We start from the raw sequence: 18,514 nt of genomic DNA on the forward strand, positions 1-18,514 counted from the left end.
GTACAAGAACGCGCTCAAGCGGCTGATCCGCAATCGCAAGCAGGCGCTGTATCGCGAGATCGGCATCGCGATGGAAGAAAAGGAGGACGTGAATCAGGTCGATTACTACACCATCCTCGATCTCGAATATATGGGAACGCGCGCGCACGGGCGCGAGTTCGTCGATTGGGTATTGAAAAATACTCAGCCATCCGAAATGTTATTCGAGCTGGCGAAGGAAGCGCGCGTGGTGCTGTTGCCGGGGAAGGGCTTCGGCACGCCGCATCCGTCGGGACGTGTGTCGCTGGCCAATCTGAACGAAAGCGACTATATGCAGATCGGCAAATCGATCCGGAAGCTGATGGATCGTTATGTCGAGCGATACAACAAAGAGGCCGGAAAGAAATCGAAGTAGAAGTAAAAACGGGCCGCTTCGAAAAGCGGCCCGTTTCGTTTCAAGCGAATCTCAAGCTTTAAGCGCGATGCTTAGAACTTATGACGGATGCCCACGCGGAATGCGAGCTGGTTGTCTTCGCCGTTACCCGACACGCCGAAGTAGCTCGTTGCCGAACCGATCTGCGCTTGCAGGTCGCCGTTCGCGCTGTTGTGGCCAGCAGCACGTTGGTACACGCCGAGCACATACACGTCGGTACGCTTGGACAGCGCGTAGTCGGCGCTCAGGTCAACCTGATGCCAGTGACCGTTGCCCGAACCGTTGAAGCCCATGTACGTGTAGCCAGCGCCTGCCGTGATAGCCGGCGTGATCGCGTACTTGCCGCCGATATCGAACGAGTTCAGCTTGGTGCTGCCCAGCGTGATCGGGGAGATCAACGTGTTCGTCCACAGACCGAAGACCGTGGCTGCGCCGAACGTGTAGTTCGCGCCGATACCGAACGTGCGCAGATCCTTCACGTTGGTGATGACGTCGTTGGCCAGATTGGTCGTGAAGGCCGGCGTCGACGAACCCGGATAGTGGATGTCCGTGTACGCTGCGCCGATGCCCAGCGGACCCGCCTTGTAGTTCAGGCCGAAGCTGTAGGCACGCGAGGAGCCAGCCGTCGTCGAACCGGCGAATGCGCCAGCCTGGTTCGAGAAGCCGTACATCGCGCCGAACGTCACGCCGTAGAAGCTCGCGCTGCTGAACTTCACGGAGTTGTTGATACGGCTCGACGTCAGTTGGTCGATATCGTTGATGTGGTAAGCGTAGTTGCCCGCGACGGTCTGGCCGCCGATCGAGTATGCGCCACCGAGGTAATCGGTCGAGAACGAGTATTGACGGCCGAAGGTCACCGAGCCGACGTCGTTCTTCGAAATACCGACATATGCCTGACGGCCGAATTCAGCGCCGCCCTGGCCCAGCGTGCCGTTGCCGCTGTTGAAGCCGTTTTCCAACGTGAAGATGGCCTTCAGACCGCCACCGAGGTCTTCTGCGCCCTTCAGGCCCCAACGGCTGCCTTGCGCAACGCCGTCGTCGTACTTGAACAGGCGATTGCCGCCGCCCGTACCGGCCGGTGCGGACGCGCTGTTGTTTGCGTAGCTGATACCGGCATCGATGATGCCGTACAGGGTCACGCTGCTTTGTGCGTGAGCGGAGGTTGCGGCGAGGGCGGCAAAGGCGGCGAGCGCGGCGGTCGCCAAAAGATTCTTCTTCAAAACAAGCTCCGTGAGTTGGTTCGCGGTGTGTGGTCGTTGTTTTCGTCAGCGTATGTCTGCGATGCGTCGCGCTCTTTTGGCGCGTGGCAGCGACGGGCCGGAATGTAACTTTTGCTTAAGACAGAACCGTGACAGAGCTTTCTACGTGCTTGCGTTGTGTCGCGAGTGCAACAGGGCTAGCGCAACGGCAGCGCTTGTGCATGTGACGTATCCTCGGGTTTTCTTTCACCGCGAGAGATGTTATGGACGAGCAGGGAATACTCGATCTGGAAGCGCGTTTGAAGGACGCGATGCTGGCATCGAATGTGGAAGCGCTAGACACCTTGCTCGCCGACGATCTCTCTTTCGTCGATGCGACGGCCAAGCTCTGGAGCAAGGCCGATGATCTGAACGGGCATCGCTACGGCGTGCAGCGGATCGATCGGCTGGACGTGGAGGAGCAGAGCGTGCGCGTGTACGGCGCGTTCGCCGTCACGGTGACGCGCGTAGCGATATCCGGTACTTTCGCGGGCGCGCCGTTCGCGGGCAGCTTGCGCTACACGCGAACGTGGGGGCGAAGTCGGCGGGGCGTGGAAAGTCGTGGCCGCGCAATGCGGCCTAGTGTCTTTCTAGACCTTTTTACGCCGATAGTAACGACCCCGTGCGAAACGCCTTCGCGCCCGCGATGCGCGCCACCTCCAGTCCCGCCGTGGCGAAGCGGGTGATGTGGCGCGCGTACATCACGCCGGACGTGGTGCACTTGAGCGTGGTCACGGTATCGGTGAGCGGATCGACGACATCGGCGATGGCTTCACCCGCTTCGATGTACGCGCCGACCTGCGCGCGGAACACCAGCACGCCGGACACGGGCGCGACGATCGGCTCCGCGCCCGCGAGCGGCGTGGCCGGATGCGCGAGCGGTGGCAAGTCGGGCACGGGCGCATCGATCACGCCGCGCCGGATCAGATAATTGACGATGCCCTGCGCGTCCTTCTCCGCCAGTTCGTACGACACATCGTGCTGGCTGCGCAATTCCACCGTCACGGAGATGCCGCCGTTCGGGATCGGATAGCGCTCGCCGTGCTTCTGACGCAAATCCGACCAGCAGAAGCTGTGAATCTCGTCGAACGGATTGCCGACGGAGTTCAGCGCGAGCAGCGATGCCTGGGCATCGAGGTAACGCGCCAGCGGCTCCACTTCTTCCCAGATATCCGGATTCGTGTACAGATGCAGCGCGGCGTCCAGATCGCAATGCAGATCGAGCACGACGTCGGCATCGAAAGAAAGCTTTTGCAGCGCGAGGCGCAGCGATTCGAGTTCGGTCGACGGTTTTTGCTCGTCGAGCACTTCTTTCATGGCGGCGCGCACGGCGAGCTTGTTGGCGTCCGCATCCTTCGACAAACGCGCTTCGATGCGCGGCGCGATCAGCGCGGCGAGATCGTGGAAATTGCGGTTGAAGTTGTGGCCGCTGTTGGTTTCGAAACGGCCCATCAGCGTGCCGTGCAGATGCTGGCTCAATCCGATCGGATTCGGCACCGGCACGACGACCACTTCGCCGCGCAGTTTCCCCGCCGCTTCGAGTTCCGCGAGATGGCGACGCAGCCGCCACGCGACCAGCATGCCGGGCAGTTCATCGGCATGTAGCGAGGATTGGATGTAGATTTTCTGGCCGCCGCCGGGACCGTAATGAAAGCTGGTGATAGTGCGCGACGTGCCGAGCGACGGCGAGATAAGTTGATGCGTTCTGGTTTGCATGATTTTCGCGCGCAGGCGAGTGCGCGTGGCTTGCTGCGGGAATCACGCCGCGAACGTCTCCTTTCGCGGCGCGGTGATAAGCATTCGATCTTAGCCGAATTTCGGCGGCGCCAGATTCAGGCCGGGCGTATCGCAAAAGAAAACGGGCTCCGCGCCTTGCCGCGCGGAGCCCGTTTCGAATGAAGCGGTAAGACTTAGCTGCCGTACACGTCGAAATCGAAGTACTTCTTCTCGATCTTCTTGTACGTGCCGTCCTTGATGATGTCGGCAATCGCCTTGTCGATCTTCGTCTTCAGATCGGTGTCTTCCTTGCGCAGACCGATGCCCGCGCCGTTGCCGAGCGTCTTCGGATCGTCGATATCCTTGCCTGCGAAGTCGTAGCCCGCGCCGCGCGGCGTCTTCAGGAAGCCGATTTCGGCCTGCACCGCGTCTTGCAGCGCCGCGTCCAGACGGCCCGAGATCAGATCGGCATAGACCTGATCCTGGTTCTGGTACGGCGTGACCGTCACGCCTTTGCTCGCCCAGTAGGTCTTGGCGTAGGTTTCCTGAATCGTGCCTTGTTCGACGCCGACGTTCTTACCTTTCAGGCTGTCAGCCGTCGGCATGATGCCGCTGCCTTTCTTCGCGACCAGACGCGTCGGCGTATTGAACAGCTTGCTCGAGAAAGCGATCTGCTCGGCGCGTTGCGGCGTCATGGACATCGAGGAGAGCACGCCGTCGAACTTCTTGGCCTTGAGCGCGGGGATCATGCCGTCGAAGTCGTTTTCGACCCACACGCACTTGGCTTTCAGGCGCGAGCAGATTTCATTGCCGAGATCGATATCGAAACCGACCAGCTTGCCGTCCGATCCTTTCGACTCGAACGGAGGATAGCTGGCGTCGACACCGAAGCGGATCGTCGAATAGTCCTTCGCCTGAGCGGCGGTGACGGCGGTGAGCGACGTAGCGGCGAGGAGGGACATCGTGAGTGCCGCGAGCAGTTTCTTCACTGTTTTAACTCCAGAAGGTGGTCAGTTCAGCCCGATCGGTCTCGAATCAGGCGTCCGGTGCGTGGATGCGCGCCGGATGGCATTCCGTGGATCGTGTCCGTTCAGAATCGGCAGAAGGTTACCAAGCCAAAAATGCGCGGCACCTAGTAAAAGCCCCGATAGCAGGGGCTTTTTAGAAGTTTTCCTCGTTTTGGCGCGCTGTCTTGCTCACCGTTTGCCTAGTGTTTACGCAGCGGATGATCCTTCAGCAACCACGACAGCACGAACGCGATCAACGCCACGCACGCCGCGACCAGATAAACCGTGTGCATCGACGATGCAAACGCGTGCAGGTAATCGTCGCGCAGCGCGGCCGGCAAATGCGCCACCGCCTGCGGCCCGAGCGATTGCGGCAGTTCGGTGCCGGGCGGGATCATCGCTTCGAGGCGATTGCGCAGGCTGTTCGAGAAGATCGCGCCGAACGCGGCCACGCCGATCGAACCGCCGATCGAGCGGAACAGCGTCGCGCTGGACGTCGCCACGCCGATCAGCCGGAATTCGACCACGTTCTGCACGGCCAGCACCAAAACCTGCATCACCATGCCGAGACCGAGGCCGAGCAACGCCATGTAGACGTTCATTAGCGCGAGCGGCGTATCGAGCGAGAGCGTGGAGAGCAGCAGCATCGCCACGGTGACGAGTGCCGTGCCCGCAATCGGAAAGAAACGATATTTGCCGATCTTGCTGATCACCCGCCCGCTGATGATGGACGAGAGCAGCACGCCTGCCATCATCGGCGTGATTTGCAGGCCGGCTTGCGAAGGCGTCGAACCTTTCACGACTTGCAGATACAGCGGCAGGAACGTGACCGCGCCGAACAGCGCGCAACCCACGACGAAGCCGATCAGCCCCGCGAGCACGAAAGTGCGCTCCTTGAACAGCGAGAGCGGCATGATCGGTTCCGCGGCAAGCCGTTCTTCATAGATGAAACCGCCGAGACACACGAGACCGAGCAGCAGCGTGCCCCACAGCATGGGCGAGGACCACGGCAGCGTGGTGCCGCCTTCGCTCGTAAACAGGATGATGGAGGTGAGCGCTGCCGCCAGAAATCCCGCGCCCATATAGTCCACGCGATGATTCACGTGCGCGGTGTGCGGCCTGAAGACGAGCTGGATCACGGCCAGCGCGACCACGCCGAGCGGCACGTTGATATAGAAAATCCAGCGCCACGACAGATGCTCGACCATGAAGCCGCCGAGCAGCGGACCAACGACGGTCGCCAGCCCATATACGCCGCCGAACAAGCCCTGGAAGCGACCGCGTTCGGCGGGCGGAATGACATCGGCGATGGCGGCCATCGTGATGACCATGAGTCCGCCGCCGCCCAGCCCTTGCAGCGCGCGCAGGGCGACCAGTTGCGTCATGTTCTGCGCAAGACCGCAGAGCACCGAACCCGCCAGAAAGATCAGAATCGATGCCTGAAGGACGACTTTCCGGCCAAATTGATCGCCAAACTTGCCGTAGAGCGGCACGACGATGGTCGAACTCAGCAGATACGACGTGACGACCCACGACAGATTTTCCAGCCCGCCGAGATCGCCAACGATAGTCGGCAGCGCCGTGGACACGATGGTCTGATCGAGCGCGCCGAGCAGCATGACCAGCATCAGCGCGGTGAAAAGCAGCCAGATGGGCGGCTTCGCGGCGGCATCGAGTGAAGCGGTTTGTTGCAGAGATGTCATGATGAGTGTGCAGACGATTGGACGTCGCCTCGAAAAATGGGACCGCGCAAACCGCATCGAACCTGCGGATTGAAATTAATTAACATAAAAGGTAATATATATGACGTGGATAGGCTCGTCAATTGAAACCATGAACAACGAAGTTTTCGACGCTGCTGGCGCGTCGCCGAAAAAGCCGGGACGCCGCCCCGGACGCCCGAGCGGCGGGCAGGGCGCGGAGGCGCGCGCACATTTGCTGGACGTGGCGCTGGCGTTATTTGCGCGGCAGGGCATCGGTGAGACGACGCTTGGCGCGATTGCGCGCGAGGCCGGCGTGACGCCGGCGATGGTCCACTACTACTTCAAGACGCGCGAGCAGTTGCTGGACATGCTTATCGACGAACGATTCGTGCCGTTGCGCACCGAATTGGCGAGCGTCTTCCAGCATGCCGATGCCGAACCGGTCGCGACGCTGCGCGCGTTCGTGGAAAAGCTCGCGGCGACGGTGGAGCGGCATCCGTGGTTCGCGTCGTTGTGGATACGCGAGGTAATCAGCGAAGACGGGCTGCTGCGTCGCGGTATGGCCGAGCGCTTCGGCGATGAACGCAAGGATCACGCGCTCAAACGCATTCAGGCGTGGCAGCGCGACGGCAAGCTCAATCCGGAGCTGGGGCCGTCGCTGGTGTTTATGTCGCTATTCGGGTTGACCGTGTTGCCACTGGCGACGGCGCGCTGGCGCGATGAACGCGAGCGCTCGGTGACGACGGAGCAGATCGCGAAACATGCGGTGGCGCTGTTGATGCATGGGATTCGGCCGTTTCAGTGAAAGCGCAGGCGAACCGGTGAAGATCCAACCCCATGGTTAAAATTCGTCCCTCGACGCCCACGCCCACCGAGGAGCCTCCATGGCAGCACCCCACCCGGTCACCGCCGCGAGCATTTCCGCCCGCCTCGACCGCCTTCCCGCCACACGCTCGGTCTGGAAGCTGATCGCGCTGCTCAGTCTCGGCTTCTTCTTCGAACTCTACGATTTGCTGTATTCCGGCTACGTCGCGCCGGGGCTCGTCAAAAGCGGCATTCTGACGCCGACGACCACCAGCTTCTTCGGTTTCACCGGCGTCGCCAGTTTTATCGCGGCGCTGTTCGCAGGCTTGTTTATCGGCACGATTGCGTGTGGTTTTCTGGCCGACCGATTCGGTCGCCGCGCGATCTTCACGTATTCGCTGCTCTGGTACACGGCGGCGAATCTCATCATGGCATTTCAGGACAGCGCCGCCGGACTCAACTTCTGGCGCTTCGTTGCGGGCGTCGGGATCGGCGTGGAATTGGTGACGATCGGCACGTATATCTCCGAACTCGCGCCGAAGCATATTCGCGGGCGCGCGTTTGCCTGCGAGCAGGCGATCGGATTCATGTCGGTGCCCGTGGTGGCGTTTCTCGCTTACTTGCTGGTGCCGCAAAAGCCGTTCGGTTTCGATGGCTGGCGCTGGGTCGTGCTGATCGGCGCCAGCAGCGCGCTGTTCGTCTGGTGGATGCGTCGCTCGCTGCCGGAAAGCCCGCGCTGGCTCGCGCAGAAAGGCCAACTCGATGTCGCCGATCGCGTCATGCGCGAGCTCGAAGCGAAAGTGGAGCGCGAATACGGCAAGCCGCTGCCTGCGCCCGTGATTGTCGAAAACGCGAAGCAAAGCGAGTCAAAAGGCCGTTTCGCCGATATGTGGAAGCCGCCGTACGGCCGTCGCGCCACGATGATGATCATCTTCAACGTGTTCCAGACGGTCGGCTTCTACGGCTTCGCGAACTGGGTGCCGACGCTGTTGATCCGGCAAGGCATCACGGTCACATCGAGTCTGATGTATTCGAGCATCATCGCGATTGCCGCGCCGATCGGGCCGATCATCGGGCTTGCGATCGCCGACAAGATCGAGCGCAAAACCGCCATCGTGCTGATGGCGGCGCTGTATATCGTGTGCGGCCTGTTGTTCAGCCAATCGAGCGATGCGGCGTTTCTCATCTTGATGGGCGCGGGGCTGACGCTTTCATCGAACATCATGTCGTACAGTTTTCATGCGTATCAGGCCGAGCTTTTTCCGACCGGCATTCGCGCCCGCGCAGTCGGTTTCGTGTACTCGTGGAGCCGCTTTTCCGCGATTTTCACGTCGTTCATCATCGCGGGCGTGCTGAAGGGATTCGGCACGACGGGCGTGTTCGTGTTTATCGCGGCGGCGATGCTGATCGTGATGGCGGCCATCGGCATCATGGGACCGAAGACGCGGGATATCGCGCTGGAACAGATTTCGCGATAAAGCAGTGACCACGCCGCATGCTGCGGCCAGTCAGCGAATTTGCGTGTCATATGCCAGAATCCGCAGAACGTTCCAAGACGCGGCCAATATTCGAATATGTCCGACACGCTCACCCCTGTCGAAGCAGATCATGCGATGCGCAACTGGACGTACCGCTCGGAAGGTCAGATTCCGATCGGGTCCGCGCTGCACAAGCGTATGTTCTGCGAGATGCTGCTGACGACGCATAACCCGTACAAACCGGCCGTGATTGACTGGCCGAAGCTCGCACCCGCAGCGCTCAAACGCGTGACCTCGCTGCCGATCTGGGATATCGCGGTGCAGACGGAAGGGCGCGCGTCGATCCGCGTGCTGACCTTCGCCGAAACCATCACCGATCCGCAACTGCGCGACGCGCTGCGCATGAACGGCGGCGAAGAGGCGCGGCATAAAGTGGTGCTGTCGAAACTGGTCGAGGCGTATGGCATCGAACTCGCGCCGGAGCCGCCGTATCCCGCACCGGACGATCCGCTTCGCGCGTGGATGCTGACGGGCTATAGCGAGTGCATCGACAGTTTCTTCGCGTTCGGGCTATTCGAAGCGGCGCGGCAGTCGGGTTATTTCCCCGAAGAACTGGTCGAGACCTTCGAGCCGGTGATTCAGGAGGAAGCGCGCCACATTCTGTTTTTTGCCAATTGGGTGGCGTGGTATCGGCGGAGTTTGCCGTGGTATCGCAAGCCGTGGTTTATGGCGAAGACGGCGAGCGTATGGTTTTCGTTGATCCGCGATCGTATTTCGCTGGCGCGCGGCTTCGATAAAGGCGGCGCGGCGCAGGACGCCAATTTTCCCGCCAACGTCGGCGATTCGCTGTCCGATGTATCGGCGCATTCGCTGATTTCGCTCTGTCTCACCGAAAACGATCGTCGCATGGGCGGCTACGACGCGCGATTGCTCCGTCCGACTACTGTGCCGAAACTTGCGCGTCTGGCGCTGCGTTTCATCAAGAAATAGGTTTTCCCTGCGCTTCATAACGGCGCGACGCTTCCTCCACGTCCTGCCGAAACTGCGCGAGTGCGGCTAACTTCACATCCGGCGGCTGCAAGGCCGCCCACAAGACTTCCACCAATTCATTCGCCGTCGTGTCGATCTGAGTCTGACTCAGGCGACGCTTCGCGAGCGTCGCGTCCCAGAGGACGTGTTCCATCGGACCGAAGACCATCGAGCGCAGCAGACGCAGCGGCACGTCGCTGCGGACGTGGCCGAGCGCCTGGCCGCGCGCGAGCACGTCCATCAGCGGGGCGGTGTAGCGGCGTTGCAGTTCCGTCAGCGTCTCCGACAGATCGTGCTGCTTCGATCGCCCTTCCGATAACACCAGCGCGCACAGTCCCGTGCCATTCACCAGCATCAGCCGTAAATGCGTTCTGACAATAAACGCAAACTGTTGCCGCACCGTGCCTTCACGCGGCAGGCCGGTCTCGAACGCATCGATGATTTCGTCGTACCAGTCGGCGATCACACGTGCGCACAACTCGCGCTTGCCGCTGAAATAGCTGAACACGGTGGCTTCGGAAATGCCCGCGCGCTGGGCGATTTCCGCGCTGGTCGCGGCGTCGTAGCCTTTTTCGGCGAACACGTCGCGCCCGGCTTGCAGAATGTCCTTCACGCGTTGCTGTGATTTGACGCCCGCAGGCGTGCGGCGGCTGGAAGTGTGCGTGGACATGGCTCGAATACGCGGCGAATGCGCGGCAAATAAATGTGAGCGTAGCTCAAAAACCTATTGACGGCTAGGCGATTTGAGCGTGAAATGGCCGCAATCACGCTTTCAAGCTGAATTGTGAGCGACACTCAAATTATTGCCTCTGGAGGAGACAGTCCATGAGCACCGTACCGGGCCTCAATTTCGCGCTGGGCGAAGATATCGACATGTTGCGCGACACGCTCGTCAACTTCGCGTCAAAGGAAATCGCGCCGCGCGCCGGTGAAATCGATCGCACCGATCAGTTTCCGATGGACCTGTGGAAGAAGCTCGGCGATCTCGGCGTGCTCGGCATGACCGTCTCAGAAGAATATGGCGGCGCGAATCTCGGCTACACCGCGCATATGGTCGCGATGGAAGAGATTTCGCGTGCATCGGCGTCGGTCGGGTTGTCGTATGGCGCGCATTCGAATCTGTGCGTGAACCAGATTCATCGCAATGGCACGGAGGCGCAGAAGCGCAAATATTTGCCGAAGCTCGTGTCCGGCGAACACGTCGGCGCGCTGGCGATGAGCGAGCCGAACGCGGGATCAGACGTCGTCAGCATGAAACTGCGCGCGGTCGAAAAGGGTGATCACTACGTGCTCAACGGCACCAAAATGTGGATCACCAACGGCCCGGATTGCGACACGCTCGTGGTCTATGCGAAGACGGATATCGAAGCGGGCGCGAAGGGCATTACCGCGTTTATCGTCGAAAAAGGGATGAAGGGATTCAGCGTCGCGCAGAAGCTCGATAAGCTCGGCATGCGCGGCTCGCATACCGGCGAACTCGTGTTCGAGAACGTCGAAGTGCCGAAGGAGAATATCCTCGGCGCGTTGAACGGCGGCACGAAGGTGCTGATGAGCGGTCTCGATTACGAACGCGCTGTGCTCGCGGGCGGGCCGACCGGCATCATGCTCGCGTGCATGGACGCGGTCGTGCCATATATCCACGATCGCAAGCAGTTTGGGCAGTCCATCGGCGAGTTTCAGTTGATCCAGGGCAAGGTCGCGGATCTTTATACGACGCTGCAAGCGTGTCGCGCGTATCTCTTCGCCGTCGGCCGTCAGCTCGATACGCTCGGTTCCGGTCACGTGCGGCAAGTGCGCAAGGACTGCGCGGGCGTGATTCTCTACACCGCCGAAAAAGCCACGTGGATGGCGGGCGAAGCGATTCAGATTCTCGGCGGCAACGGCTATATCAACGAGTATCCGGTCGGCCGCTTGTGGCGCGATGCCAAGCTCTACGAAATCGGCGCGGGCACCAGCGAAATCCGCCGCATGCTGATCGGCCGCGAACTGTTCGCCGAAACGGCCTGAGGACGCGTTTATGCCGATCATCGAATCGAAACTGAATCCGCGCGGCGAGGAATTCCGCACCAATGCGCAGGCGCTCGAAGCGCTCGTCGCCGATCTCAAAGAGAAGGTCGCGAAGATCGCGGAAGGCGGCGGGCAGGCGGCGCGCGATCGTCATGTGTCGCGCAACAAACTGCTGCCGCGCGACCGCATCGCCCAATTGCTCGATCCGGGCACGCCGTTCCTCGAGCTCTCGCAACTCGCCGCCTACGGCATGTATAACGACGATGCGCCGGGCGCGGGCATCATCACGGGCATCGGGCGCATCGCGGGGCAAGAGTGCGTGATCGTCTGCAACGATGCCACCGTCAAGGGCGGCACGTACTATCCGGTGACCGTAAAGAAGCACTTGCGCGCACAGGAAATCGCCGAAGAAAACCGCTTGCCGTGCGTGTATCTGGTCGATTCCGGCGGCGCGAATCTGCCGAATCAGGACGATGTGTTTCCCGATCGCGAGCACTTCGGCCGCATCTTCTACAACCAGGCGAACATGTCGGCGCAGGGCATTTCGCAGATTGCCGTGGTGATGGGTTCGTGCACGGCGGGCGGCGCGTATGTGCCTGCCATGAGCGATGAATCGATCATCGTGAAGAATCAGGGCACGATTTTTCTGGGCGGTCCGCCGCTGGTAAAAGCCGCGACCGGCGAAGAAGTCAGCGCCGAAGATCTCGGCGGTGGCGATGTGCATACACGTCTGTCCGGCGTAGTCGATCATCTCGCACAGAACGATGCGCATGCGCTGGGGATTGCGCGCAGTATCGTCGGCAATCTGAATCGCGTGAAGACGCCGCCGCTGGCGTTGAAAGAACCGTTGCCGCCGCGTTATGAGGCGCAAAGCGTCTACGGCGTGATTCCCGTCGATACACGCAAGCCCTTCGATGTACGCGAAGTGATCGCACGCATTGTCGATGATTCCGCGTTCGATGAATTCAAGGCGCGCTACGGCACCACGCTCGTGTGCGGCTTTGCGCATATCTGGGGACATCCGGTCGGCATCATCGCGAACAACGGCATCTTGTTCAGCGAGTCGGCGTTGAAGGGCGCGCATTTCATCGAACTGTGCTGTCAGCGTAAAATTCCGTTAGTTTTCCTGCAGAACATCACGGGCTTTATGGTCGGTCGCAAGTACGAGAACGAAGGCATCGCGCGTAACGGCGCGAAGATGGTGACGGCGGTCGCGACGGCCAAGGTGCCGAAATTCACGGTCATCATCGGCGGGTCGTTCGGTGCGGGCAATTACGGCATGTGCGGACGCGCGTATTCGCCGCGTTTCCTGTGGATGTGGCCCAACGCGCGCATCTCCGTGATGGGCGGTGAACAGGCTGCGTCCGTGCTGGCAACCGTGCGTCGCGATGGCATCGAAAAGAAGGGCGGCGCGTGGTCGAAGGAAGAGGAAGAAGCCTTCAAAGCGCCGATCCGCGATCAATACGAAGTGCAGGGCCATCCGTACTATGCGAGCGCGCGCCTGTGGGACGACGGAGTGATCGATCCCGCGCAAACGCGCGACGTACTGGGCCTCGGCTTAGCCGCGACGATGAATGCGCCAATTAAAGAAACGCGCTTCGGCGTGTTCAGGATGTGATGCGATGTTCAGCAAAATACTCATAGCGAATCGCGGGGAAATCGCGTGCCGTGTGGCGGCGACGGCGAAGCGTCTGAATATCGGCAGCGTGGCGGTGTATTCGGATGCGGATGCCAAAGCCAAGCACGTCGATGTGTGTGATGAAGCGGTGCACGTGGGCGGTTCCGCTGCATCGGAAAGTTATTTGCGCTACGAGCGCATCGTGGAAGCGGCGAAAAAGACCGGCGCGCAGGCCATTCATCCGGGCTACGGATTTCTTTCGGAAAACGAAGCATTCGCGGACGCGTGCGAAAAAGCGGGGCTCGTGTTTATCGGACCGCCCGTCGAAGCGATTCGCGCGATGGGTTCCAAAGCCGCAGCGAAAGCGTTGATGCAGTCGGCGTCCGTGCCGCTGGTGCCGGGTTATCACGGTGACGATCAGGACGCCGAGTTGTTGCAGCGCGAGGCGGATCAGATCGGTTATCCGGTGCTGCTGAAGGCGAGCGCGGGCGGCGGCGGCAAGGGCATGCGCGTGGTCGAAAAGAGCGAGGATTTTGCGGCGGCGCTGGCATCGTGCAAGCGCGAGGCGGCGTCGAGCTTCGGTAATGATCGCGTGTTGATCGAAAAGTATTTGCTGCGGCCGCGTCACGTGGAAGTGCAGGTTTTCGCGGATCAGCACGGTAACGCCGTCTATCTTTTCGATCGCGATTGTTCCGTGCAGCGTCGCCATCAAAAGGTGCTGGAAGAAGCGCCCGCGCCCGGTTTGCACGATGAAACCCGTCGCGCGATGGGCGAAGCCGCAGTCGCCGCTGCGCGCGCGGTGAATTACGTCGGCGCGGGCACGGTCGAGTTCATCCTGACGCAGGACGGCCAGTTCTACTTCATGGAGATGAACACGCGCCTGCAAGTGGAGCATCCGGTCACCGAAATGATCACGCGGCTCGATCTTGTCGAGTGGCAATTGCGCGTAGCGGCGGGCGAACCCCTGCCCTTGACGCAAGCGCAATTGAAAGTCGATGGCCACGCGATCGAAGCGCGCATCTACGCTGAAAATCCGTCGCGCGGATTCTTGCCATCGACGGGCACGCTCAAGCATTTGCGCATGCCGCACGCGGTGGAATTCACCATCGACGGCGATGTACGCGTGGACAGCGGCGTGCGTCAGGGCGATGCCATCACCCCGTTTTACGATCCGATGATCGCCAAGCTGATCGTGCATGGCCGCGATCGTCAGGACGCGCTGGCACGCATGGCGCGTGCGCTGGCGGAATGCGAAATCGTCGGACTCCATACTAATGTGGAGTTTCTGCAACGCATCGTGAAAAGCGAGCCGTTTTCTACGGGCGATCTGGATACGGGCTTGATCGAACGGCATCGCGATACGCTGTTCGCGCCGTCATCGGTATCGCGGAAAAAGGCGCTTGCTTTGGCGAGTGCCGCGCTGCTCACGCGCGAAGGCGGCGAGGCGCACGGCCATTCACCGTGGGATGCGCTCTCGCACTGGCGCATGGCGGGCGGCTATAGCCAGGACCTGAACTGGCGCGCAATCGATACAGACGAAACGCTGAAAGCCGTATTCACCAAGGATTCCGAAAGACGTCTGCAACTGAATGGCGACAGCGCGCGCTTCGGGTGGTCGCATAGCGGCGAGACATCGTTCACGGTGCAACTGGACGACGCGCTCATCAAAGGCCACGTCTTCACGGATGGCGACACCTTCCACGTCTTCTACGAAGGCGCGGCGTTCGCGTTCGAATGGCAGAACCTGATGGCGCACGCAGGCGACACCGAACACGAAGGCCGCCTTACCGCACCGATGCCCGGCAAGGTCGTCGCCGTGCTGGTGGAAGCAGGCGCAACCGTCGATAAAGGCGCGCCGCTGATGGTGATGGAAGCGATGAAGATGGAGCACACGATCGTGGCTCCATCGGCGGGAAAGATTGGGGAGATTCTGTTCGGCGTAGGCGATCAGGTCGCCGATGGCGCGCAGTTGCTGGTACTCGAAGCCGCTTAATTCTTTTTAGCCTTTTTGGGTGTACCGAGCAGCGTATCCTCGCTCTCGGTACGCACCAGAATTTCCACCCGCCGATTCGATGCACGGCCCTGCGGCGTATCGTTATTCGCGATGGGCCGCAGGTAAGCCACGCCCTTCGTCGTGATGCGCTCAGCGGGCACGCCGCGCGCAATCAGCGCCTTCGCCACCGACTCCGCCCGCGCACGCGACAACTCCATGTTGTACGACAGCGTGCCGTCGTTGTCCGTGTGGCCTTCGATCAGAATCGGCTTCATGCTGCGTTTGAGCACGTCGGCGGCGCGGTCGAGCATGGGCAGGCTGTCGCGGCGCACGTTGGCGTCGTCGGTATCGAATAAAGGCGCGTCGGGCAGGCGCATTTCCACGCCGCCTCTCACCTGAATCATGGTGATGCCGGCCTGCGCGTTCAACTGCTCTTCCTTCGATCGATTCAAACCCGACGAACATCCCGTGACCAGTGTGACGAGTGTCATCGAGGCACTCATCGCCACTACCTTCTCCATTGCTTTCGACGTCATGCTGCATTTCCCTGCTGAAGTGCTGAGCCACGATTATAGGGAGCGCGAAGCGAAGCGATGTAAAGAACATTGCCTGACCGCCGGCACACGACTTGGAATGATTCGTGCACGCTTACAATGCAGGCGGCTATACAACGCGCTTACACGTACAGCTTTCCCTTTTCTTTCGATACTCACTCTATGCCGATTCACTCGCGCAACGAAACATCCACCGATCCGAACGATCGCAAGCACCGGCTGCAACGCGTGGCGTCCGCATCGCTGTATGCGGTGTTGATGCTGGTCGCGCTCTATACCGCGCGCACGTTCATTCCTGCCGTGGTGTGGGCCGTCGTGATCGCGATTGCATTGTGGCCGGCGTTTCGCTGGCTCGAACGGCGTCCGTTCTTTCACACGCGCAATACGCTGCTCGCGTTTCTGCTGACCGCCGCGTTGGCCTTGTTGTTCGTGGTGCCGTTCGCGGTGGGCGCGGCGCAGACCATCAGCGAGGCGCACGACATGATTCGCTGGTTCCACGGCGTGCTCGAAAACGGCGTGCCGGTGCCCTCGTTCATCGATCAGTTGCCGATGGGCTCGCAGCAGATCGCGCATTGGTGGCAGGACAATCTGGCCAAGCCGCTGGAGTCGTCGCCAGCGGTGAAGAATCTGCACAGCGCGACTGTGGTCGCCATGACGCGGCATTTCGGTGGCCGCGTGGTGCATGGCTTCATCATCTTCGGCTTTATGCTGATGACGCTGTTCTTTATGTTTCAGGCCGGTTCGAAGCTCGGCGCGCAATTGCTGGCGGGATCGCAGCGTGCGTTCGGCTCGGACGGCGCGGCGCTGGTGCGGCGCATGGCGGATTCGGTGCGCAGCACGGTGGTCGGGCTGGTGGTGGTCGGATTGGGCGAGGGCGCGTTGCTCGGTATCGCGTATGCGGTGACGGGCGTGCCGCACGCCACGCTGCTCGGCATGCTCACCGCCGTTGCCGCGATGCTGCCGTTCTGCGCGCCGATCGTCTTTCTCGGCTCGGCGCTGTGGCTGGCTGCGCAAGGCTCGATGATCGCGGCAGCGTGCGTGGCCGTGTTCGGCCTGATCGTCGTGTTCGTGTCGGAGCACTTCGTGCGGCCGGTGCTGATCGGCGGCTCGACGCGTCTGCCGTTTCTGCTGGTGCTGTTCGGGATTCTCGGCGGCGCGGAGACGTTCGGGCTGATCGGCTTGTTTATCGGCCCGGCGCTGATGACGGTGCTGGTCGTGCTGTGGACCGACTGGGTGCGGACCAGCCGCAACTGAAAGCGGGTTAGCCGCGTTCCTGCACGCAGACCCACGGCGATGTGACGACCGCCCACAGTTCGGGATCGCGCGCGGCGAGGTCGGTGGCGGTTTCGGCCTGCATGCGTTCGATCAGACCGCCCGACAGCCATTGCGAGACTTGCTGCGTGTCGTCATTGGCGACGGCTTCGGCAACGCTCACGAGGTCGAGATCGCCCTTGACCCAAATCAGCTTGCCCTGAGCGAAAAATCGTTCGAGTTCCGACCAGCCTATCTGGGCGGTCTCGCCGAGCAATTTGGCGTAAAGCGGGCTGGGATTCGAAGCGGCGTCGGTCATGGCGAGATAAAAGGCAAAAAGCGTCCGACACTATAGCGTAGTGCCGGACGCTTTCTTTTTTACATGCAATCAGAGATCGAAGAACACCGTCTCGTTCGGTCCGCGCAGATGCATGTCGAATCGATAGATCGTGCCGTTCGATCCTGTTTCGCGCTTCGCGATCAGCGTATGGCGGCGCTCGGCCGGCACGCTTTGCAGCACGGCGTCCTTCGCGTTCGCGGCGGCTTCATCGTCGAAATAGATGCGGGTGTAGCTGTGCAGCAGCATGCCGCGCATCAGCAGAATCACATCGATGTGCGGCGCGGCGTCGTCGGCGGTGGCGCCGGGTTTGATCGTATCGACGATATAGCGCAGCTTCGGGTCCGTGCCCGTGCCTACGCGCGCAAAACCGCGAAAGCCCGACTCGCGCGCTTCTTGCGCCGTCTGCACGTAGCGGCCATTCGAATCCGCCTGCGCGACTTCGATCAGCGCGTCGCCGATCGGCTTGCCTTCCGCGTCGTACACGTTGCCAACGATGGCGATATGCTCGCCCGGCACTTCGCGATCCGCCGCCGATGCCGTGAACAGGCTCTTCAGATCGAAGTTGTATTGCTCCGGCACGAGGCCGTAGGCGAAGTACGGTCCGACCGTTTGCGACGGGGTTTGTTTGTATTGAGTCATGTCGATCACTCCGTCGGCGTCTGGTCGGGACCGCGCAGCACGATATCGAATTCGTAGCCGAGCGCGTAGTTTTCCTGCGTCGTATCGATCGAGAACTTGGAGACGAGACGCTGGCGCGCCTGTTCGGGAATGCCCTGATAGATCGGATCGAGGTCGAGCAGCGGATCGCCGGGGAAGTACATCTGCGTCACCAGACGCGAGCCGAAGTAATCGCCGAACAGCGAGAAGTGGATGTGATTCGGACGCCACGCGTTGGTGTGATTGCCCCACGGATACGCGCCCGGCTTGATCGTCATGAAGCGATAACGGCCTTCGTCGTCGGTCAGGCAGCGGCCCGCGCCGAGGAAGTTCGGGTCCAGCGGCGCGTCGTGCTGATCGGCCTTGTGGACGTATCGGCCAGCGGCGTTCGCCTGCCACACTTCGACCAGCGTGTTGCGCACCGGGCGGCCGCCTTCGTCGAGCACGCGTCCCGTCACGATGATGCGCTCGCCCAGCGGCTCGCCGTTCTTCGCGGCATTGCGCGTCAGATCGTTGTCGAGTACGCCGAGATCCTCCGCGCCGTAGACCGGCACGCGGCGATTCTTGAGGTTTTCCTTCAGCGGGATCAGCGGCAGGCCAGGACTGCGCAGCACCGACGAACGGTAGCCCGGCGACAGATACGGCGGATGCGATTCCCAATCACGCGGCGTGAGGATGGGCGAAGTCATATCGACTGTCTCCTGATG

General features: G+C 61.3%; 17 protein-coding genes and 1 pseudogene. 9 read left to right on the forward strand and 9 right to left on the reverse strand.

Going from position 1 to position 18,514, the window contains the following annotated elements:
* A pseudogene (locus tag P7F28_RS13275) lies at window positions 1-394 on the forward strand (bifunctional aspartate transaminase/aspartate 4-decarboxylase); the annotation flags it as partial.
* Between the two features lie 71 nt (window positions 395-465).
* On the opposite strand, the gene P7F28_RS13280 reads toward P7F28_RS13275, so the two are convergent.
* Window positions 466-1,632 carry a porin gene (locus P7F28_RS13280; protein ID WP_277184961.1) on the reverse strand — a complete coding sequence of 389 codons (1,167 nt, stop codon included), beginning with the start codon at window positions 1,630-1,632 and terminating at the stop codon, window positions 466-468.
* Between the two features lie 242 nt (window positions 1,633-1,874).
* On the opposite strand from P7F28_RS13280, the gene P7F28_RS13285 reads away from it, so the two are divergent.
* The gene (locus P7F28_RS13285; protein WP_277184962.1) at window positions 1,875-2,336 is read left to right on the forward strand and encodes a nuclear transport factor 2 family protein; all 462 of its coding nucleotides are present in this window, start codon (window positions 1,875-1,877) and stop codon (window positions 2,334-2,336) included.
* On the opposite strand, the gene P7F28_RS13290 is transcribed toward P7F28_RS13285, so the two are convergent.
* The 3 genes from P7F28_RS13290 to P7F28_RS13300 all read right to left on the reverse strand — a co-directional run bounded on the left by P7F28_RS13290 (window position 2,251) and on the right by P7F28_RS13300 (window position 6,076).
* Entirely contained in the window at window positions 2,251-3,366 is a 1,116-nt protein-coding gene (locus P7F28_RS13290; protein ID WP_277184964.1) for a succinylglutamate desuccinylase/aspartoacylase family protein, read from the reverse strand. The genes P7F28_RS13285 and P7F28_RS13290 overlap by 86 nt on opposite strands.
* A 194-nt stretch (window positions 3,367-3,560) precedes the next feature.
* Complete coding sequence (locus tag P7F28_RS13295) at window positions 3,561-4,355, reverse strand: ABC transporter substrate-binding protein (protein WP_277184966.1); 795 nt, start codon at window positions 4,353-4,355, stop codon at window positions 3,561-3,563.
* Window positions 4,356-4,573: 218 nt separating this feature from the next.
* On the reverse strand, window positions 4,574-6,076 hold the full coding sequence (locus tag P7F28_RS13300; RefSeq protein ID WP_277184968.1) for an MDR family MFS transporter: 1,503 nt from the start codon (window positions 6,074-6,076) through the stop codon (window positions 4,574-4,576).
* Window positions 6,077-6,206: 130 nt separating this feature from the next.
* Between P7F28_RS13300 and P7F28_RS13305 the strand changes: the two genes are divergently transcribed.
* From P7F28_RS13305 to P7F28_RS13315, 3 genes are all read left to right on the forward strand, one after another.
* Complete coding sequence (locus P7F28_RS13305) at window positions 6,207-6,881, forward strand: TetR/AcrR family transcriptional regulator (protein WP_277184969.1); 675 nt, start codon at window positions 6,207-6,209, stop codon at window positions 6,879-6,881.
* A 79-nt stretch (window positions 6,882-6,960) separates the two neighbouring features.
* Entirely contained in the window at window positions 6,961-8,358 is a 1,398-nt protein-coding gene (locus P7F28_RS13310; protein WP_277184970.1) for an MFS transporter, read from the forward strand.
* Window positions 8,359-8,454: 96 nt separating this feature from the next.
* Complete coding sequence (locus tag P7F28_RS13315; protein WP_277184972.1) at window positions 8,455-9,348, forward strand: ferritin-like domain-containing protein; 894 nt, start codon at window positions 8,455-8,457, stop codon at window positions 9,346-9,348.
* Here the strand turns inward: P7F28_RS13315 and P7F28_RS13320 are convergent.
* Window positions 9,338-10,057 (reverse strand): TetR/AcrR family transcriptional regulator, encoded by a 720-nt coding sequence (locus tag P7F28_RS13320; protein ID WP_277184973.1) that lies wholly within the window; start codon window positions 10,055-10,057, stop codon window positions 9,338-9,340. The two genes, P7F28_RS13315 and P7F28_RS13320, sit on opposite strands and share 11 nt — an antisense overlap.
* Before the next feature lie 155 nt (window positions 10,058-10,212).
* Between P7F28_RS13320 and P7F28_RS13325 the strand changes: the two genes are divergently transcribed.
* Genes P7F28_RS13325 through P7F28_RS13335 form a run of 3 tightly spaced genes read left to right on the forward strand, consistent with a single transcriptional unit; the run spans window position 10,213 to window position 15,005 of the window.
* A complete protein-coding gene (locus P7F28_RS13325; protein WP_277184974.1) occupies window positions 10,213-11,394 on the forward strand; it encodes an isovaleryl-CoA dehydrogenase in 1,182 nt (393 codons plus the stop codon).
* 10 nt (window positions 11,395-11,404) lie between these two features.
* A complete protein-coding gene (locus tag P7F28_RS13330) occupies window positions 11,405-13,012 on the forward strand; it encodes a carboxyl transferase domain-containing protein (RefSeq protein WP_277184976.1) in 1,608 nt (535 codons plus the stop codon).
* A gap of 4 nt (window positions 13,013-13,016) precedes the next feature.
* Window positions 13,017-15,005: an acetyl/propionyl/methylcrotonyl-CoA carboxylase subunit alpha gene (locus P7F28_RS13335; RefSeq protein WP_277184978.1), complete on the forward strand. Its 1,989-nt coding sequence runs from the start codon at window positions 13,017-13,019 to the stop codon at window positions 15,003-15,005.
* Here P7F28_RS13335 and P7F28_RS13340 read toward each other — a convergent pair.
* Complete coding sequence (locus P7F28_RS13340; RefSeq protein ID WP_306805884.1) at window positions 15,002-15,541, reverse strand: OmpA family protein; 540 nt, start codon at window positions 15,539-15,541, stop codon at window positions 15,002-15,004. The genes P7F28_RS13335 and P7F28_RS13340 overlap by 4 nt on opposite strands.
* Window positions 15,542-15,721: 180 nt before the next feature.
* Between P7F28_RS13340 and P7F28_RS13345 the strand changes: the two genes are divergently transcribed.
* Window positions 15,722-16,813 carry an AI-2E family transporter gene (locus P7F28_RS13345; RefSeq protein WP_277184979.1) on the forward strand — a complete coding sequence of 364 codons (1,092 nt, stop codon included), beginning with the start codon at window positions 15,722-15,724 and terminating at the stop codon, window positions 16,811-16,813.
* Between the two features lie 7 nt (window positions 16,814-16,820).
* Here the strand turns inward: P7F28_RS13345 and P7F28_RS13350 are convergent, their stop codons facing one another.
* From P7F28_RS13350 to pcaH, 3 genes are all read right to left on the reverse strand, one after another.
* Complete coding sequence (locus tag P7F28_RS13350; protein WP_277184980.1) at window positions 16,821-17,129, reverse strand: DUF2288 domain-containing protein; 309 nt, start codon at window positions 17,127-17,129, stop codon at window positions 16,821-16,823.
* A 69-nt stretch (window positions 17,130-17,198) separates the two neighbouring features.
* Window positions 17,199-17,789: a protocatechuate 3,4-dioxygenase subunit alpha gene (gene pcaG, locus P7F28_RS13355; protein ID WP_277184982.1), complete on the reverse strand. Its 591-nt coding sequence runs from the start codon at window positions 17,787-17,789 to the stop codon at window positions 17,199-17,201.
* Between the two features lie 5 nt (window positions 17,790-17,794).
* A complete protein-coding gene (gene pcaH, locus P7F28_RS13360; protein ID WP_277184984.1) occupies window positions 17,795-18,496 on the reverse strand; it encodes a protocatechuate 3,4-dioxygenase subunit beta in 702 nt (233 codons plus the stop codon).
* Between the last annotated feature and the right edge of the window lie 18 nt (window positions 18,497-18,514).

Source organism: Caballeronia sp. BR00000012568055, from assembly GCF_029439455.1.
Taxonomy (GTDB): Bacteria; Pseudomonadota; Gammaproteobacteria; order Burkholderiales; family Burkholderiaceae; genus Caballeronia.

What these genes read in the sequence shown, in the direction of transcription:
- P7F28_RS13320 (WP_277184973.1), bottom strand. Translation starts at nt 10,057, where the DNA reads ATGTCCACGCACACTTCCAGCCGCCGCACGCCTGCGGGCGTCAAATCA.
- pcaG (WP_277184982.1), bottom strand. Translation starts at nt 17,789, where the DNA reads ATGACTCAATACAAACAAACCCCGTCGCAAACGGTCGGACCGTACTTC.
- P7F28_RS13325 (WP_277184974.1), top strand. Translation starts at nt 10,213, where the DNA reads ATGAGCACCGTACCGGGCCTCAATTTCGCGCTGGGCGAAGATATCGAC.
- P7F28_RS13350 (WP_277184980.1), bottom strand. Translation starts at nt 17,129, where the DNA reads ATGACCGACGCCGCTTCGAATCCCAGCCCGCTTTACGCCAAATTGCTC.
- P7F28_RS13310 (WP_277184970.1), top strand. Translation starts at nt 6,961, where the DNA reads ATGGCAGCACCCCACCCGGTCACCGCCGCGAGCATTTCCGCCCGCCTC.
- P7F28_RS13330 (WP_277184976.1), top strand. Translation starts at nt 11,405, where the DNA reads ATGCCGATCATCGAATCGAAACTGAATCCGCGCGGCGAGGAATTCCGC.
- P7F28_RS13315 (WP_277184972.1), top strand. Translation starts at nt 8,455, where the DNA reads ATGTCCGACACGCTCACCCCTGTCGAAGCAGATCATGCGATGCGCAAC.
- P7F28_RS13345 (WP_277184979.1), top strand. Translation starts at nt 15,722, where the DNA reads ATGCCGATTCACTCGCGCAACGAAACATCCACCGATCCGAACGATCGC.
- pcaH (WP_277184984.1), bottom strand. Translation starts at nt 18,496, where the DNA reads ATGACTTCGCCCATCCTCACGCCGCGTGATTGGGAATCGCATCCGCCG.
- P7F28_RS13290 (WP_277184964.1), bottom strand. Translation starts at nt 3,366, where the DNA reads ATGCAAACCAGAACGCATCAACTTATCTCGCCGTCGCTCGGCACGTCG.
- P7F28_RS13285 (WP_277184962.1), top strand. Translation starts at nt 1,875, where the DNA reads ATGGACGAGCAGGGAATACTCGATCTGGAAGCGCGTTTGAAGGACGCG.
- P7F28_RS13300 (WP_277184968.1), bottom strand. Translation starts at nt 6,076, where the DNA reads ATGACATCTCTGCAACAAACCGCTTCACTCGATGCCGCCGCGAAGCCG.
- P7F28_RS13305 (WP_277184969.1), top strand. Translation starts at nt 6,207, where the DNA reads ATGAACAACGAAGTTTTCGACGCTGCTGGCGCGTCGCCGAAAAAGCCG.
- P7F28_RS13335 (WP_277184978.1), top strand. Translation starts at nt 13,017, where the DNA reads ATGTTCAGCAAAATACTCATAGCGAATCGCGGGGAAATCGCGTGCCGT.
- P7F28_RS13340 (WP_306805884.1), bottom strand. Translation starts at nt 15,541, where the DNA reads ATGACGTCGAAAGCAATGGAGAAGGTAGTGGCGATGAGTGCCTCGATG.